Here is a 16,347-nt window from a genome sequence, read left to right as displayed (position 1 = left end):
AGAACCGCAATCTCAGCGACGAACAGGAAGAACAGACCGAACCCGCTCAGGCTCTGACGGGAGGCGGCCGGGGCTTGAGCTGTGCGTGTGCACGAGGAAGGTGTGACAAGCAGCCGGAGGCATCGGCCCCGACTCTTCAGGTATTACGGCGTGCTCGACCGGCCGGGTGTTGTGGGCCGGCGCCATGGAGGGACAAGGGCTTGCTCAGGCTCTTGTTGTGGGCCAACACGTGGAAAGGGTGGCGGTGGCCGGCCTGCTCGGGGGTACAAAGCCCGTTCGTTCGGGCAGAGTTGGACCGCACGTACAGTGAACGGCCTCACAGACGATCGGTGGACAATGCAGAAGGCGGCCATGCGTTCCTTGACCTTCGTCATCGGCACCGGACGCAGCGGTTCGACCGCGCTGTCACGCATCCTCAACGCCCACCCTGACGTGCTGAGCCTCAACGAGTTCATGGCCTCGGTGGGCGACGCCGCCTTCCCGGAAGGCAAGCTGACCGGCCGGGAGTTCTGGCAGACGCTCTTCCAGCCCGCCCCGCACTTCGAGCGGATGATCCGCAGTGGGCTGCCGTTGCCGGAGTTCCTCTACACCCGGCGCCCGGGGAGGTACACGGCCGAGACCACGGGTATCCCCGCGCTCTCCCTCATGGTGCTGCCTCATCTCACGGACGACCCGGACGGGCTTCTCGACGAACTCGGCGCGGCCGTGGTCCAGTGGCCCGAACGCGCCGCGGCCGAGCACCATCGGGCACTGTTCGACCTGCTGTGCGCGCGGTTCGGGCGGACCGCCGTCGTGGAGCGGTCCGGCTACTCGACCGGGTGGGCGCCAGGGCTGCGGGCCGCGTTCCCGTACGCCAGGTTCGTGCACATGTTCCGGGACGGCCCTGACTGTGCCCTGTCCATGAGCCGCCATCCCGGATACCGCACGATCTCGTTGCTGCGCGAGATCAAGGCGCGGGCTCGCGTCGACAGTTTCGCCGACCTGACTCCCGAGCACGTGCGCGCCTTGCCCGCGGATCTGGCTCCGCTGCTCGACGAGCGTTTCGATCCCGCGCTCGTACGCGACCGGGACATCCCTCTGAGGACGTTCGGCACCCTGTGGTCGGAACTCGTCACCGAAGGCACACGGTTCCTCGGCGGGTTGCCCGCCGACCAGCGCAGCACGCTCTCCTACGAGAACCTCCTCGACCATACGGACGAAGAGCTGACCCGCCTGGCCGACTTCATCGGCGTCGCGCCCCTGCCCGAGTGGCTGCTCACCGCATCCGAACTGCTCGACCACAGTCGCCGCGGTTCTGCCCGAAGGCTGCCGACGGCCGATTTCCACGAGCTGAGCGACAGCTGCGCACCAGGCACCCGTGTCCTGAAGGGGGAGCCGGGGCGCTGACCGGGCATGGCTCGCAAGCCCTACGGCGCCTGCCCGAGCTCTACGGTGCCCTGCCCGCCCGCGACGAGCGGACGGGCAGGGCGCGTTGCGCGGCGCGTTTCCCGATCGCGGATCAGTGAGCTCCGGGCTGGCTGTGGAGGGAGCAGCTCAGGCAGTTGGGAGGCCCGTCCGTCGATCGCGCTCCGGGACAGGCCGATCGGTCGCGGTCCGGGACAGGCCAATCGGTCGCGCTCCAGTACAGGCCGATGGCCCGCCGTCGGTGAGGTTGGCGGACCATCGGCGAATGGGTCGTCGGGTCAGGGGGCGATGTCCCACTGCTGGCAGGCGTTGTCCAGCTGGGCCCACTGGCGGACGAGCGTGCCGTTCGCGGTGCCGCAGTTGGTCACGTCCAGCGTCATGCCGCTGTTGACGTTGCTGATCGTGTAGTGGCTGCCGGCCGGGGTGACGTCCCACTGCTGGCAGGTGTTGCCCAGCGACGACCAGAGCTGCGTCGCGGTGCCGTTGTTGATTCCGCAGTTCTTGTCGTCCAGGACCTTGCCGCTGTTGACGTTGGTGATGGTGTAGTGGCCGTTGCCCGCACTGGCGAACTTCCACTGCTGGCAGGTGTTGCCCAGGGAGGACCACAGCTGCACCGCCGTGCCGTTCGCCGTCCCGCAGTTCTGGGCGTCCAGCACCTTGCCGCTGTTGGTGTTGGTCAGCCGGTAGGCGGTGCCGGTGACCGGGAAGGTCTGGGCGGCCTGGGTGTAGCCGACCGAGACGATGTTGGACTGCACGGCGTTGTCGGCCGCGTCGGTCGGGTAGCCCGCGGTCATGACGCCCTCGAAGAACGAGCCGTCGGACCAGTTGCTGTCGTCACCACCGGTGCCCAGGACGATGGCGCCCTCCTTGGACATCGGGATGTAGCCGCCGGTGGTCGGCAGGCTGCCGTTGTAGTCGGTTTTGAGGGAGCCCGACTGGGCGTTGCCGTCCTTGATGGCGTAGGTGCTCGTGCCGTTGTTCTTCAGCAGTGCCGTGACGAAAGCGTTGGAGTTGCCGGTGTTGTTGCTGTTGGTGCCGTTGCCGCCGGCGAACAGGCCGTTCTCCAGGTCGGCCATGACCCAGGGGCCTGAGCCGGAGCAGGGCGAGAACCAGCACTCGGTGCCGAAATTGACGGCGTCCATGTGACCGTTGCCGGTGTCGTTGCCGCTCGTTTCGGCGTTGCCGTAGTCGAAGCAGCAGTTGCCGTCGACGTGGTGGCCGCTGGTGACCATGTAGGTGCCCTCCGGCTGGCTACCGGTGGCGACGCCGTTGGTGCTGTTGTCGCGGTAGCCGACGCCGGCCTGGACGGAGACGCCGTAGACCTTGTGCCCGCCGGCCGTGACGGGCAGGGCGTTGGCGATGGCACCGACGTCCTGCCCACCGTTGCCGCCCGGGCCCTCGATCGTGAGGTGGTTGCCCTTGCCGCTCTGGTCGAAGATCTCGGTGATGATGCACTCGGTGCCGGAGCAGAAGGAGTCCTGGGCCGAGGCGTTGGCGTAGCCGCCGGCGGTGAGCGTCCCGATGTTCGTCGTGGCGTTGTCGGAGAGGCGCTTGACCTGGTAGAGCGCTCCGCTGTACGAGGCGAGCAGCGCCCGGGTGGTGCTGTGCGCGGCGACACAGGGCGTGCCCGCGGCGGCGTAGACGTCACACGGGAGGGACGAGGCGGCCTGGGCCGTGCCCGCGGTGCCGATGGTCGCGGCCAGGATGCCGGCGACGAGTGCGAGAACCGCACCCACCACCCTCAGCCTGAGACCTGTCAGATGCCTGACTATCACTGTGAACCTCTTCCGTCTCGCGTTCTTCGCCGGCCCGGCGCCACGTGTGCAGGGAGCAGGTGCGCAGGGAGCAGGGGGGAGTAGGTGGGGCCGCCGGGGGCCGCGGCGTCGGCGCTGAACGCGACTTCGCCACTCACTCGGCAGGGATTTGTGTGCGCTAACAATCGAGGCTGTCGGATGCCGTCACTCATCCGAGCTCTATGGAGATGAGGGGGGAGGGGAGGGCGGTAGGAGTGCGTGCTGCTTTGCTCAAGCGTGTCGCCAGGCGTGATAGCGCAGGTCAGAAAGGTGGTTCGGTCTCCACCGGGGCGTTGCGCACGTGGCGTTCTCGGGCGGCGGGGGTGATCGCCCGGTCTCGCGACTCCGTCTTTTTACGCCGGGATGAACACCCGGTCAACTCTCTTGAACAGTCAAGAAATGGGAAACTGCAAGTGTGGACTCCATCCGCTCGGTCCTGCCTTCTTGGCCCGGTGGTGATCTTCCAGAGGCTGAATCCGCTGGTCGCGGGGCTCTTGAGTCTCTGGTGGGTCCGTTGGTGTGCCCAGAGCGGACCCTTCGAAAGCCTTGACCCTGCCAGATTGTGTGCGTTAACAATTCCTCCGCAGCAAGTCGACCCACACTCGGAGGAGCACCCGATCGGAAACAATGGCGGCGACGAAGGAGGTGGATCGTGGACACGGAACGCGCACCGGTGATGGCGGACGTGGCCCGGCTCGCGGGCGTCTCGCACCAGACCGTCTCGCGGGTCCTTCACGACCACCCGAACGTGCGGCCCACCACCCGGGACCGGGTGCTCGCCGCGGTCCGCGAACTCGGCTACCGCCCCAACGCCGCCGCCCGCACCCTGGCAACCCGCCGCACCCGCACCCTGGGTGTGATCAGCTTCAACACCACGCTGTACGGCCCGGCTTGCATGCTCTACGGCATCGAACAGGCGGCCAGACAGTACGAGTACTTCGTCACCGTGGCCGCTGTCGGCGCTCTCGACCGGCGTTCGGTACTGGACGCCGTCGACCGGCTTCGGGGCCAGGGCGTGGAGGGCATCATCGTGATCGCGCCGCAGACCACCGCGGTCGGGGCACTGGCGAACGTACCGCCGGACGTGCCCCTGGTCGCGGTCGGCTGCGGCACCCACACCGAACTGGCATCGGTCGCCGTGGACAACGAAGCGGGTGCCGAACTCGCCACCAACTACCTGCTCGACCTCGGCCATCGCACGGTGCACCACCTGGTCGGGCCGCGTTCCTGGCTCGACGCGCAGGAGCGCGAGGCCGGATGGCGCAGGGCCCTGGGGAAACGGGGCGTTCCGGTGACGGAACCGCTGGCCGGCGCGGACTGGACGGCTCGCACCGGGTACGAGCTCGGTCAGCGGATCGCCGCCGACCCCGAGGTCACGGCGGTGTTCTGCGCCAACGACCACATGGCCCTCGGCCTGCTGCGGGCCCTGCAGCAGGCGGGGCACAGAGTGCCCGAGGACATCAGCGTCGTCGGATTCGACAACATGCCGGAGACCGAGTACTTCGGCCCCTCGCTGACCAGCGTCCACCAGGATTTCGACGAACTCGGCCGACGTGCCGTGGGCGCGCTGATCGAGATCGTCGGCGCCCCCGAGGCAGGGCTCCCGGCGGCCGACAAGACCCCTCACATCGTCATCCCGCCCACGCTCGTGGTGCGAACCTCGGCGACGCGCCCCCGTGCCCGCCTCTGAAAGAGAGAGTCTGAAATGGGCCGCTACCGGTCAGCGTGACCGCCCGCAATTCCGGCAGTGATCACACGCCGCGGCGTCCACGCACCGCGTCGTCCACACCCCGATCGCCATGCGTCCGTCGCAGGGGACGTAGCGGAGCCAAGCCACCATCCACGAAGTCCGTCGGCCACGACCAGATTCAACTCGGCTACCGGTCCGGGGAGTTGGGCATCTTTTCTGGCTCACCGTCAGTTATTCACGCATCGCCGTCTGCCTGCGCGACGGTGGCCGGCCACGGGCGCAAGGTGATCATGGTGGCCTACCCCATGCGCATCCCGCAGGATCGCCCTTCGCCCCTCACGGCAACCAGATACCTCGCGCGATGAAGAGTGGTCCATGGCATCCGGGTTCATCGGTAGCATCACAGCTCAGTGATTCGTTCGGGGAGGTGGCGTGATCCAACTGGCCGATATGGTCCGCGAGTTACGGGAACAGCTCAACCATGTGCTGGCCGAGGCAGGATCCGGCCCTCTCCGCTTCCAGCTTGGTCCGGTGGAGATCGAAGCGGCCGTGACGGTCGACCGGACCGGCGGTGCCGGCGGCAAGGTGAACTTCTGGGTGGTCGAGGGGCGCGGTGACGTATCTGCCCATTCCTCCCGGATCCATCGCATCACGGTCACGCTTCAGCCCACACTGGTGGCACCCGACGGCACCCATCGGCGCGTTCTGGTCTCGGACAGCGAAGTCGACGGCGAGCGTTGACAATTCCGCCTTGTTCGCGCCGCTGACGCAGCGGGAAAGCTAGCCGTACGCTGTCCGGACCGGACGCGGACGAACTCGATGATGGTCGAGGGGGGTCACGAGGTGGAGGGGCGCAGCGCCGCACGCGTTCGCAACGAACTTTTGGCTGAAATGTCCGGATTGCTGGCGGCGACGGAGACAGTACGGCGGCAGACCGGTGCGGAGATGCTGGTGCAGGACTTGTCCGCGGAACTGCGACTGTCGGTGGACCCGCGCCAGGATCAGCCCCTCAATTTGTGGGCGCGGCGCCTGGTGAAAGCCTGCGCCGAGGTCGACGAGGGGCTTCAGACGCTCGCCCGCTGTCTTGGCTATGCGGAGCAGGGGTCGGTGAGCGTGCTGGCGCTCTGGCGGCTCGTCGACGAGTGGGAGGCGACCGCCTTCTTCAAGGACCAGGACCTGCATCTGCTGCGGCATGTGCTCCGTGAGATCCGATCCACGGCGCTTTTGGCCACGCTTGCCCGTCGGGCCAGCCACTCGCGCACGCAGGAGCTGGAGGAGTGGTGCGATACGGGTTGGGAGGTCTTCCTGCGCCTGGCCGGCAATAACACGGCGGCCGAGGAACTGCCTCCGTCCATGGCGTTCCTCTCCCTCATCTCCGAGTACCTGGTGAAGGAAGGGCGTGCCGAGGAGGCGGAGCATCTGCGCCGCTGGAATCGCAAGCAGGCTCAACTCCGAGGGCTCAGCGAGGAGATGGCGGTCTGGCAGCAGGGTGAGTTCGCCTCGCCCGGCGAAGTCTCGGTGCATCCGGCCTATCTGCTGATCCAGTTCGAACCGGACGGCGTAGAACCGGACAGTTTCTGGGTGGCTCACTGGCGACAGTCCGATTCCGACGGTTGGCACCCCATACCTGGCGAGACGCTCAAGTTGCGCCGGGACGAACTCCAGGTCGCGGTGGACCGTCTCATAGAACAGGCCGAGGAACGCTGGTGGGACCTGCGTCAGCCCGTCGTGATCGAGTTCATCCTTCCTTGGTCACTGTTGGGAGAGCCCGTGGAGTGGTGGCACAAGGAGTCCGACGCCGCCGTACCCACGCCGCTGGTCATGGATTACACCATCGTTGTCCGAAGTTTCGAGCGCCTGCGCAAAGCGGCCTGGCACCGGCGCTGGAACAACCGCTGGCGGCACCTCAAGGACAGGCCCGCGGAGAGCCGCTCGCACTGGAGTCTGCCGAATCAGTCCGCCTTCCAACTCGAACGGGAACTCAAGAGCGACCAGCAGATCGTCTGCCTCGTGCTGAGCGCACCGCCGGGCGGTGATTCCCCCGACGCCCGCCAGGAGTTCGTGGCGGCCCTGCGGGCGGGTATCCCGGCCATCCTCTGGGACCGCAACGGATCCGGCACTGCCTTTCGTGAGGCGGCTGCCGACATCGTTCAGGAACGCGGGCTGGCCGGCGTTCTGGAGCGCACTCGACGATGGCGGCACGAGGCGCTGGCCATGGGACCGGAGGAGTGGCACACACATGTGGGCCGCCATCTGGCCCTTCTCCTGGACGATCCGGAACGCATGCCCGGCCCCTCGCCTTCGGGGGGCGATTCTGACAGTGCTGGATAAGACCTTGACCGCGGACGGGGGACAGAAGGGAGCGCAATCTGCCATGTCAGGTGGGTCGACCGGCACATGCAGCCACCCGCAGGGACTGTGGGTAGGCTGGCCCCCGCACGGGGTTGTTGTCGCAACTGGTACCAGAGCTGGAACTGGAGGCCACCTGTCCCCGTCTCCGCCGCGACAGCAACGATGCCGTGAGAGTGACCATGGCCAGTGACCACGCCCGGCTCCGCCCCTTACGGTCCGGAGCCGACCCAACGCGTATGTGGAGCGACTGGGGCTTCGAGAGTGACGCGGCACCCAGGGAAGCCGTCCTCGTCGTCGACTCCCACGTGAGCATGCGCGTGTGGGCCGAGGTGACGGACAGTCTCGCCCAAACCCTGGCCCGGAGTTTCACCGCCGTTCGCAAGACGGATCTGCTGGGCACGGACGAGACGATGCCGACCCGGGTGCGCGTGGAGCGTTCCTTGGAACCGCCGACGGACGGAACACGCCGGGTGGTCCTCGTGGTCACGGACGGCCTGGCAGCCGGCTGGCATCTCGGTGCGGTGCAGCCACTTCTGCGGTTCTGGGGGCAGTCCTGGCCGGTCGCTGTGCTCAACCTTCTGCCGCCTCACATCTGGTTCCGAACGGGACTCGATGTGTTGCCCGTGCGGATCCGCACCCGCCGCGCCTGGGCTGCCAACGCCGAGTGGGACTGCCACGAGCAGGAGGTCTCCGCGGCGTTACGCGGGGTGAGCGTGGACTTGACAGGTCAGGACGATCTCGCGGAGGCCGACAGTAACCCGATCGCGGTCCCTGTCCTGTCCCTCACACACCACGGCGCGCACGTGCTGTCCGACATACTGACCGGAGCAGACGGGAACCCGCTGGACCTGCCGGCGACGCCGGCCAATGAATGGAAGGGCCGGGCGGACGCGGCGCGGGCCTTTCCCTGGGCGGCCGAGTATTCCGGAACTCAGGGACCACCGTCCGCCGCCGACCGTGTCTTCGAGTTTCGCGCGGCGGCTTCCCCTACCGCCTTCCATCTCGGTACTCGCCTGGCTGCAGCACCGCTGAGCCTGCCGATCGTCCGCAGGCTGATCCGGTCGACTCCCGGCGCGGAGCCGGTCCACGCCTCCGAGTTCTTCATGAGTGGACTGGTCCGTCCGACCGGTGTGCATGCCGATACCCCCGATGCGGTGGCGTACGACTTTCTTCCCGATGTTCGTGCGCAACTCCTCGCGCAGGGCCGCAGGAGTGCCACCATCCGTACGTTGCGCGAAGTCCGCGAGGTGCTGGCCTCGGCTCCGCTGACCGCGTCCCTTCTGCCGCCCCCCGCGGAACCGTTGACCGCGGCGTCGAAGCCGCGGGTGACTCGAAAGAGCGCGCCGTTCCTCCGCGTGGAGCTGATGGCGCTGAACGCCTTGTCCGGGTCACACCTTCAGCGTGCCCGATTGTTGCGGAATGCCCTGAAATGGCACGATCAGCGGTATGCGGTACCACTTGCGAAGGTCCCGCCCACCGGGGCCGCCTTAGCACCGTCCACTACCTCCGGCGTCACCGAAGGAGCCCCGCCGATGTCCACCACGCCCCAACGCGCCTTGGAGGGAGAGCGCACCGTACAACCGCGCGTCTGGGGGAACCTGCCGCCGCGCAATCAGAACTTCACAGGCCGCACGGAGCTGCTCGACCTGCTCGGGCAGCGGCTGCAGGAGGGCACGACCACGGTTCTGCCCGAGGCCATCCATGGGATGGGTGGCGTGGGGAAGACGCAGCTGGCGATCGAGTACGCCTACCGGCATCAGTCGGAGTACGACATCGTGTGGTGGATCCCCTCGGAGCGACCGGGGCAGATCGGTCAGTCTCTGGTGGAGCTGGCCAGGAGGCTGGGGCTGGTCACCACGACCGAGGCCAACGTGGCGGGTCCGGCGGTCCGGGAGGCACTGCGCGAGGGGCGTCCGTACGCCAGGTGGCTGCTGATTTTCGATAATGCGGACAGCCCTGAACAAGTGCGACCCTATTTTCCGACCGGTGGCACGGGCACGATTCTGGTCACCTCGCGAAACCGTCGCTGGGGTCTGGTGGGCGGCTCCCTCGAGGTGGACGTGTTCACTCGCGAGGAGAGCAAGGAACTGCTTCGCGGATCAGGGCCCGGTCTTGCGGATGCCGAGGCGGAGGCGCTGGCCGAGGCACTGGGTGACCTCCCGCTGGCCTTGGTGCAGGCAGCCGCCTGGCGGGCGGAGACCGGCATGCCGGCGTCCGAATACCTCCGGCTCTTCGAGAGCAAACAGAACGAGCTCCTGGAGACGGCACCGCCGCCGGACTACCAACTGCCGGTGGCCGCCGCCTGGAACGTCTCCCTCGACCACCTGGAGACCCGCAGCCCCGCCGCGCTGCGGCTGCTGCAGCTCTGCTCGTACTTCGCCCCCGACCCCATCTCAAGGCAAATCCTCTCCGGCCCGGGAAACAACGCGATCTTCCCGGAGCTGGATGCGGCTCTGAACGACCCGATGAAGCTCGCGCGCGCGATACGGGAGATCAACCGCTACTCTCTCGCCCGAATCGATCACCGCACGAATTCCATCGAGATGCACCGGTTGGTCCAGCATGTGCTGATCAACCGCATGAGCCCAGAGGAGCAGAGCCGCATGCGCGAAGGCGCCCACGCCCTGATGGCGTCCGCCGACCCGAGGACGCCCACGGATCCTGAGAGCTGGCCTCGCTATGCGGAGCTCTACACCCATGTCATCGCGTCCAACGCCGTCACCTCCGACCAGCCCTGGGTGCGCCAACTGGTGATGAATATCGCCAAATACCTCTACTACTGGGGTGATCACGAAGTCTCCCTGGACTTCACTGAGAACGCCTGGGACGCCTGGGTGGACACCTTCGGCGAGGAGGACGTACAGACGCTCCTCATGGGCCGGTGGCTGGTCTTCATCTATTTGATGGTCGGCCGGTACAGCGACGCTTCCAGCCTGGTCGAGCGCATCAGGGGTGTACACGAGCGCATCTCTTTGCCGGACAGCGAGGAGGCACTGGACGCGACCCAGATGGAAGCCGCGGTACGACGTGTACAAGGCCGCTTCCCGGACGGTGCCGAACTGGACCGCCTGGTCTACGAACGGGCTCACCGGGCCTTCGGCGATGACGACCCGGCAAGCCTCAACATGGCCCACAACCTGGGCGTCAGTCTCCGCCTCACCGGCGCCTTCCGGGAGGCCCTCGAACTCGACCGGAAGACCTGGCATCTGAAGCTGCGTCTGTTCGGACGCGACGACCAGCGCAGTCTCATCACAGAGAATTCGATCGCCATCGACGTGCGCGAGTCCGGGGACTACGTCGGTGCGCTCCGGTTGCAGGAAGCCGCGTTGGAGGCCTTCCGAGACGTCTTCGGGAACGACAACCCCGCCACCATCGGTACCGAACGCGAACTGGGAATCGCGTGCCGGAAGGCAGGCCTGCACCACCGCGCGATGGAACTGGCGATCCAGTCGCACGAAGCCTTCACTCGACGTTACGGAGACACCCACCCGCAGTCCTTGGCCAGCGCTCTGCCCCTCGCCATCGCGCTTCGCCAGAACGGCGACCTCGAGGCGGCGAGGGCGCGCGGAGCCCAGGCCTGCAGGGGTTACCGCAAGGTCTTCCACCCGCAGCACCCTTACGCGTTGTCCGCGGACGTCGGTCTCGCGGTGTCCGAACGGCTGCTGGGAAATCCGGGGGAGGCCCGGCGGCTGGACGACGGGGCCCTCACCGGACTGACCGACAGTCTTGGCGTCGATCACCCCTTCACCCTGGTGGCCGCGGTGAACCTGGCCAGTGACCTGGCAGCGCTCGGCGAGCATGAGGCGGCAGTCGCCCAGGGGCGTGACACGCTGCGCCGGTGCCAGGAGACGTTCGGCCCCGACCACCCGACCACCCTGGCCTGCGCCGGAAACCTCGCGATGGATCTGGCGTCCATGGGGCTCGATGACGAGGGTACGGCGCTTCGGAACGACACCCGGGAACGCATGCGCCGGGTACTCGACACGCAGCGCGACGAGCCGGGCGCAACGACACCGCACCCTGCGACGGTGGCTTTCGAGGACGGCGAGCGTGCGAACTGCGACATCGACCCCATGCCGTTGTAGGAAGCTGCGTCCGGGGCCGAAGGGGCTGCGCGATGACGTGCGTGCAGCCCCTCAGTCGTGTAGTCCCGGCGGCCTGCCCGCGTCTGCCAGCCACGTGGCCAGGACCACCGGATCGGGGCACTCTCCGTACTCGGCCAGCAGCGTGTCCCGGACCGCGCGGGCCCACTCAGGTGAGCGAAGCAGGAATCGGCTGGCGGCCTGCTGTTCGGGGCTGTCCGCCAGAGCCCGGCCCAGCGCGGCCCATGAGCCCACCGGAGGATCTCCGCACAGGAACTGATCCGCCAATTCTCGCCTGGCGGCAGCCCGGTCCCCGTGGGCCAGGAGGATGTCGACAGGCCCGGCTCCCCGCACCCCTGCCGCTGTGCCGCCCGGGTCCGGCCAGGAGCCGTCCGGGGCGACGAGACGATGCCTTGCCAGGACCGCCGCGGTGTCGAGGAAGTGGGCTGCGCCGTCCGGTGCCACCGACGCCGCCCCGGTCCGAGGGAGCGGGGGGCACCCCTCGCGCCGTCGCCACGCGCGCACTGCACGGACCACCGCCTCGGGTGACGGCCTCAGATGATGCTCCTGCCACCGTGCACGGTGACTGGCCGCCGCTTCACGGGCCAGCCGCAGTTCGACGGCGGGGACCTCGTCACCGAGCCACCCGGCGCAGCTCTGCGCCAGGGACTCCAGGAGCCTGCGCCCCAAGGACGTCAGCCGTTCATGGCGTCGAACGCCGTTGAGCGCCGACCACACCTCGTCCCGCCACAGGGCGAACTCGAAGTGGGCCAACGGCGCATGCGCTCCTTCGGCGGTCCGCCGGTGGACTTGCCAGAAGCGGGTCACTCCCCAGAAGGCATAGATGCCGTGGAGCAGTCCCTCCAGCGGTCTAGGGTCGTCGCGCCACGGCGCACGGAACAGCTCTGGCCGGTCCTCTGATTCCTCGGGGTGTCGTACCAGCGGTGCCAAGTGAGTCAGGGCACCGAGCTTGACGTGCTGGAATTCGTGCACCAGGGTCGCGGCCAGCTCGGGACCCTGGTCGGACAGGGAAATATTGATTCCGCCAACTGCTTCCGCGGAAGAGCTGCTGTACGGCCGAAACCTTTCTCCTGCGGGTAGGGGAGTGATGGAGATCAGCCCTCGGCTCAGCGCATCCACAAACGCCGGGTCGTCGCGCCGCAGTATGTTCCACGCCTCGGTGAGTGAGGAGCGCCAGGCCTGCGCCTCGGACTCCGAGAGGGCTCGCGGGGCGCTGGGGCCGGAGAAGCTGCGGTAGGGGTCGTGTTCCTCAAGGGCGACGGGCCGGGCGGCGGCGCCCTGCCCCAGCATCACGCGACGCGTGGGCTGCCACCCCGGCATTGGCCGCGCCCGGTCGGAGCAGACAACGACCTCGCCGCCGCTTCCCGTGATCCGGATGCTCTGCTGGTCTCCGGTGACACGCGCGGTGGTCCAGTCCTCGTCCGTCGGAAGAACCGCGTACCCCAGGCTGGGCAGAGAGACCGTTCCTTGATTCACCGGAACCGTCAACGTGAACTCGATACGGGCTGCGGCGGCCGAAGCGGCGGCGAGAGAAGCCAAGTGCCCCAGCGTCGCCCAGGCCGGGACTTCGCTGTCCAGAGTCTTCTGCAGGATTCGTAGTGAACATGACAGCCAGGTGCCCGTGCCGGGTGCCATCAGGACAGCCTCGACGACCTCTGGCGACTGGGCCTGCACGCGCTCAAGCAACTCCCAGGCATCGCTGAGAGACAGAGGTGAGTCGTCGGAACCGGAAGAGAGGCCGACACTCCGATCGTAGAGGGCCCGCAGCAGCAATAATCGGCGACTGTGTTCCGCGCCGAGCAGCTCGTCGATCACTGCACCGTCGCCTCTGCCCTGGAGGAGTCCGTCCAGGCCCTTCGCCGAGATGGTGTGCCAAGCGGAGCGGTCGTCCGGCGTGCTGCTCATCGAGCGCACTGGCATTCTCCCCACACGTTTGTCGCCCTACTACCCGGTGACTCCGTGGGTCTGATTGACGCCCGCCACTGTGATCGCGTGAGGATCATCGACTTCGCTCAGCAGCCGTTCGAGTGTCTCGGCCAGGGCTGGGCCGTCCAGAGAACGCAACGCCTCGAGTGATACTCCTGAGAGGTCCATGAGTGCGGACTCAAGGGCCGGCGTCGCCCGTTCCATGGCTGCCAAGTCCCCTCCCCCTGTACGCTCGTCCGACTGTTCCGTCCCCCTCATGATGACCCAGGCGGACGTGGCCCGAAACCCTGCGCGGCGGGCCTAGTCGCCATATCAAGTCATGTGTGGCGCCTGACCAGTTCGGCCGCAACGCGGTCGACGGCTCGTAGCTCCTCCGAGTCCTCCTCCCAGATGCGCAGTACTTCCATGAACCTTTCGAGGGCGCCGGGATAGCGCAGGCAGGTGCGCAGCACGCCGTACACGTCGAATCGCAGCCGGTCGTCGCGGGGGCGATGGGCGGCCACCCGGAGGTCGACGCTTTCCAGGATCGTGTCGAGGCCGTTCGGTCTGCGCAGCGAGGGCAGGGCCGTCAAGGCGTCCACCAGGTCTTTCAGTTCGCTCATCGTCAGAGTGGACGGTAGCGAAGCGAAGCGTGGGGAGGGTGGTGGCGACATTTCCGCGATAGGGCGGGAGCCGATCGGTACGGGCCGGGCCGGGAGGCCGGCGTGGGTCTGGAGCAGTTCGAGTTCGGGAGGGTCCAGTACCTCGTACCAATACTGCACCCGAACCGCCGCGAGCCGGCCGAGGCCGTCGGAACGGTGGTGTGCGGTGATCAGGCCGATGATGGCGCCGTCGGACCAGAGAGCGGCGCCGGACATGCCTTCCCAGGGCGAGCGTTGCGGCCCGACTGCATCGGCCGGAGGCGGAACGGCCACCTCGAAGGTTCCCTCCCGCCGGTTGGAGAGGACGGACACCGTGCCTTCCACGTGGCAGGAGTCCCGGAACCGGACGGGTGAGCCCACCTCGACGAGGCCGGATCCCGCTTGCTCGCGCAGCTTGAAGCGGGGAAAGCCGACAGCGGTTACTGGCAGGCTGCCTTCCATCTCCGGGACCACTGCGTAACGGGGCAGATGGGGGATGGGCGGGGCAACGGGCGGGAGATCGGCCAATTCCAGCAGGGAGAGGTCGGCGCGAAGGGAGCGCAGGACCACGCGGGCGGCGGTGCTCCACTCGCCGGGGCGATCCGCATCGAAACGGACCCCGATTGTGGACAAGGGCGGCTCGAGCAGGTGACCGGCGGTCAGGACGTGCCGGTCACCGACGCGGTAGCCGGAGCCCCGGCGTCCCGGCGCGCCAGGTGGGCCACCTACCAGCACCTCCGCGACTCGGGCCATCTCCAATCCTGGAACCCCCCGCTGCCCTTCGCTCATCCCGGGCATCTACCCCAGGGCGTGGCTGTGTAATGGCGACGGGCTTCAGGGGGCACAGTGCTCTTCTCGCGCATGTGTGCAAAGGCCCCGTTCCTACAGTCCACGCACCTGTCCCCGGCGTGCAGCCCGACTCGCCTGCCGCTGCAGAAGTGCGAACGCAGATGCAGCCCGCCACCCCCGGCGGTGAAGCTCACGCCGCCGGATCCCAGGCCTCGATCAGGCGCTCGGGTCCGTATGTCGCCGCCAGGCCATCGACCGCGAATCCGGAGCGGGACACCGCGACCAGCGGCGTGTCCTCGTCGGCGCCCGGGACGGCCAGGGCGTCTCGGGCCAGGGCTGTCAGGGCGCGGTGGTCGAAGGGGGCGCGCTCGTGCCATTTGATGGAGCCGACGAAGTCGATCTGGCGTGCGGGGGAGCGGTCCGCGCCCACCAGGTCCACCTCGGGATTGTTCGTGCGGGGCCACCAGCCGCCGACCTCCCGCACCTGCGGCCACATGTCGTCGGGCAGCAGTCGGGCCAGCGACTCCCGCACGACGGGTTCGATCGCCCGCCCGCGCCACGAGGTCCATCCGCGTTCGACCGCGTCGACCACGATCCGGCTGCGGCCGCGCTCGATCTCCGGGATGCCCTGTTCCAGGAAGGCGAGCCAGAAACGGAGATAGGGATCGGCGATGCGGTAGCGGCGGTCCCGGTCGCCCGGTCGGGCCGACAGCGGGGTGTCGACGGCGACGAGTCGCTTGTCAGCAAGGGTGCGCAGGGCCGGGTTGAGCGAACCGGGCGGGAGCGGCCGGTCGGCGGCCCCGGCGTTCGCGGCGATCGCCCCGAAGGTCCGCTCGCCGCTTCCGATCACGGACAGCACATGTCTTGCCTGTAGCGCGGTGGGGAACTCGGCGGCCAGGATGCGCTCGCCGGAGACGAGGAGGGGGGAGGTGGGGTCGGCGAGCGTCCGGGAGAGGAAATCGGCGCGGTTTTCGCCGTCCTGCCATTCCTGGCAGATGAGCGGAAGGCCGCCGGTGATCAGGTGTGCGTCGAAGGCATCCGCGGCCGGGAGCCCGGTCATCGCCTTGACCTCGGCAGGGGAGAGGGGCGGCAGAACCATCTCGACCCCGCGCTGATGGAAGGGGCGGCCGTAGGCGGAGAGCTGCTCCATCATCGCCAGGTCACTGCCGATGAGGACCAGCAGTACGGGTTTGCGGCTCAGCACCCGGTCCCACACGGTCTGCAGGGTGCCCTCCAGCACCGGGTCGCCTTCGAGCATCCACGGCAGCTCGTCCAGGACGACGATGCTGGGGGCGCCGTCCGGGAGCACCGCGGCGAGCTGGCGCAGGGCGGTGTCCCAGTCGGCGACCGTGGTGACGCCGGCGAGGAGGGCGGTGTCCTGCAATGAGGAGTGCCGGACCTCAGTGAGGAAGCGGGCCCGTTCCCGGTGCGCGTCCTCGCCTCGGGTGGCCTGGTGGACGACGTATGGCACCTGTGCGCGTTCGCAGAAGAGGTCCACGAGACGCGACTTCCCCACCCGGCGCCGACCGCGGAGCAGCAGGGCCCTGCCGCGCTGGTCGCCCCGGCCGTCACGCACCCACGACAGGTGGCGCTCCAGGGTGGCCAGTTCGGATGTGCGGCCAATGAAGCCGGGCATGGCTCAACTCCTGATGCCGAGGTTGCTCGCATTG

9 protein-coding genes are annotated in these 16,347 nt (G+C 68.1%); 5 read left to right on the top strand and 4 right to left on the bottom strand.

All coding sequences use genetic code 11. From position 1 onward, the window contains the following. Nucleotides 1-351: 351 nt before the first annotated feature. Nucleotides 352-1,386, top strand: coding sequence for a sulfotransferase (locus EDD92_RS14845; protein WP_123964755.1), 1,035 nt, complete (start codon nt 352-354; stop codon nt 1,384-1,386). A 296-nt stretch (nt 1,387-1,682) separates the two neighbouring features. Here EDD92_RS14845 and EDD92_RS14840 read toward each other — a convergent pair whose 3' ends face one another. Further along, entirely contained in the window at nt 1,683-3,140 is a 1,458-nt protein-coding gene (locus EDD92_RS14840; RefSeq protein ID WP_260326533.1) for an arabinofuranosidase catalytic domain-containing protein, read from the bottom strand. Between the two features lie 733 nt (nt 3,141-3,873). Here EDD92_RS14840 and EDD92_RS14835 point away from each other — a divergent pair. From EDD92_RS14835 to fxsT, 4 genes are all read left to right on the top strand, one after another. Further along, a complete protein-coding gene (locus tag EDD92_RS14835) occupies nt 3,874-4,887 on the top strand; it encodes a substrate-binding domain-containing protein (protein ID WP_123970395.1) in 1,014 nt (337 codons plus the stop codon). 432 nt (nt 4,888-5,319) lie between these two features. Beyond that, nucleotides 5,320-5,628 (top strand): trypco2 family protein, encoded by a 309-nt coding sequence (locus tag EDD92_RS14830; protein WP_123964754.1) that lies wholly within the window; start codon nt 5,320-5,322, stop codon nt 5,626-5,628. Between the two features lie 78 nt (nt 5,629-5,706). Further along, complete coding sequence (locus tag EDD92_RS14825; protein ID WP_123964753.1) at nt 5,707-7,218, top strand: effector-associated domain 2-containing protein; 1,512 nt, start codon at nt 5,707-5,709, stop codon at nt 7,216-7,218. Between the two features lie 257 nt (nt 7,219-7,475). Beyond that, a complete protein-coding gene (gene fxsT, locus EDD92_RS14820; RefSeq protein ID WP_185124019.1) occupies nt 7,476-11,324 on the top strand; it encodes an FxSxx-COOH system tetratricopeptide repeat protein in 3,849 nt (1,282 codons plus the stop codon). A 51-nt stretch (nt 11,325-11,375) separates the two neighbouring features. Here fxsT and EDD92_RS14815 read toward each other — a convergent pair whose 3' ends face one another. The 3 genes from EDD92_RS14815 to EDD92_RS14805 all read right to left on the bottom strand — a co-directional run bounded on the left by EDD92_RS14815 (nt 11,376) and on the right by EDD92_RS14805 (nt 16,313). Beyond that, nucleotides 11,376-13,247: an HEXXH motif domain-containing protein gene (locus EDD92_RS14815; protein ID WP_185124018.1), complete on the bottom strand. Its 1,872-nt coding sequence runs from the start codon at nt 13,245-13,247 to the stop codon at nt 11,376-11,378. Between the two features lie 338 nt (nt 13,248-13,585). Then, nucleotides 13,586-14,641, bottom strand: a complete 1,056-nt coding sequence (locus EDD92_RS14810) for an effector-associated domain 2-containing protein (protein ID WP_185124017.1) — start codon at nt 14,639-14,641, stop codon at nt 13,586-13,588. A gap of 226 nt (nt 14,642-14,867) precedes the next feature. Next, nucleotides 14,868-16,313: a DUF234 domain-containing protein gene (locus EDD92_RS14805; RefSeq protein ID WP_123964748.1), complete on the bottom strand. Its 1,446-nt coding sequence runs from the start codon at nt 16,311-16,313 to the stop codon at nt 14,868-14,870. Between the last annotated feature and the right edge of the window lie 34 nt (nt 16,314-16,347).

Origin of the sequence: Streptomyces sp. TLI_185, assembly GCF_003814765.1 — a bacterium.
In the GTDB taxonomy this organism is placed as follows: domain Bacteria; phylum Actinomycetota; class Actinomycetes; order Streptomycetales; family Streptomycetaceae; genus Streptomyces.
The sequence above is the reverse complement of the archived record's forward strand: the minus strand, read 5'-3'. Positions and strand labels throughout refer to the sequence as shown.

Bases quoted from the DNA above. Each gene is read 5' to 3' on its own strand.
- EDD92_RS14845 (WP_123964755.1), top strand. From the start codon at position 352: ATGCGTTCCTTGACCTTCGTCATCGGCACCGGACGCAGCGGTTCGACC.
- EDD92_RS14835 (WP_123970395.1), top strand. From the start codon at position 3,874: ATGGCGGACGTGGCCCGGCTCGCGGGCGTCTCGCACCAGACCGTCTCG.
- EDD92_RS14825 (WP_123964753.1), top strand. From the start codon at position 5,707: ATGATGGTCGAGGGGGGTCACGAGGTGGAGGGGCGCAGCGCCGCACGC.
- fxsT (WP_185124019.1), top strand. From the start codon at position 7,476: ATGTGGAGCGACTGGGGCTTCGAGAGTGACGCGGCACCCAGGGAAGCC.
- EDD92_RS14815 (WP_185124018.1), bottom strand. From the start codon at position 13,247: ATGAGCAGCACGCCGGACGACCGCTCCGCTTGGCACACCATCTCGGCG.
- EDD92_RS14810 (WP_185124017.1), bottom strand. From the start codon at position 14,641: ATGGCCCGAGTCGCGGAGGTGCTGGTAGGTGGCCCACCTGGCGCGCCG.
- EDD92_RS14805 (WP_123964748.1), bottom strand. From the start codon at position 16,313: ATGCCCGGCTTCATTGGCCGCACATCCGAACTGGCCACCCTGGAGCGC.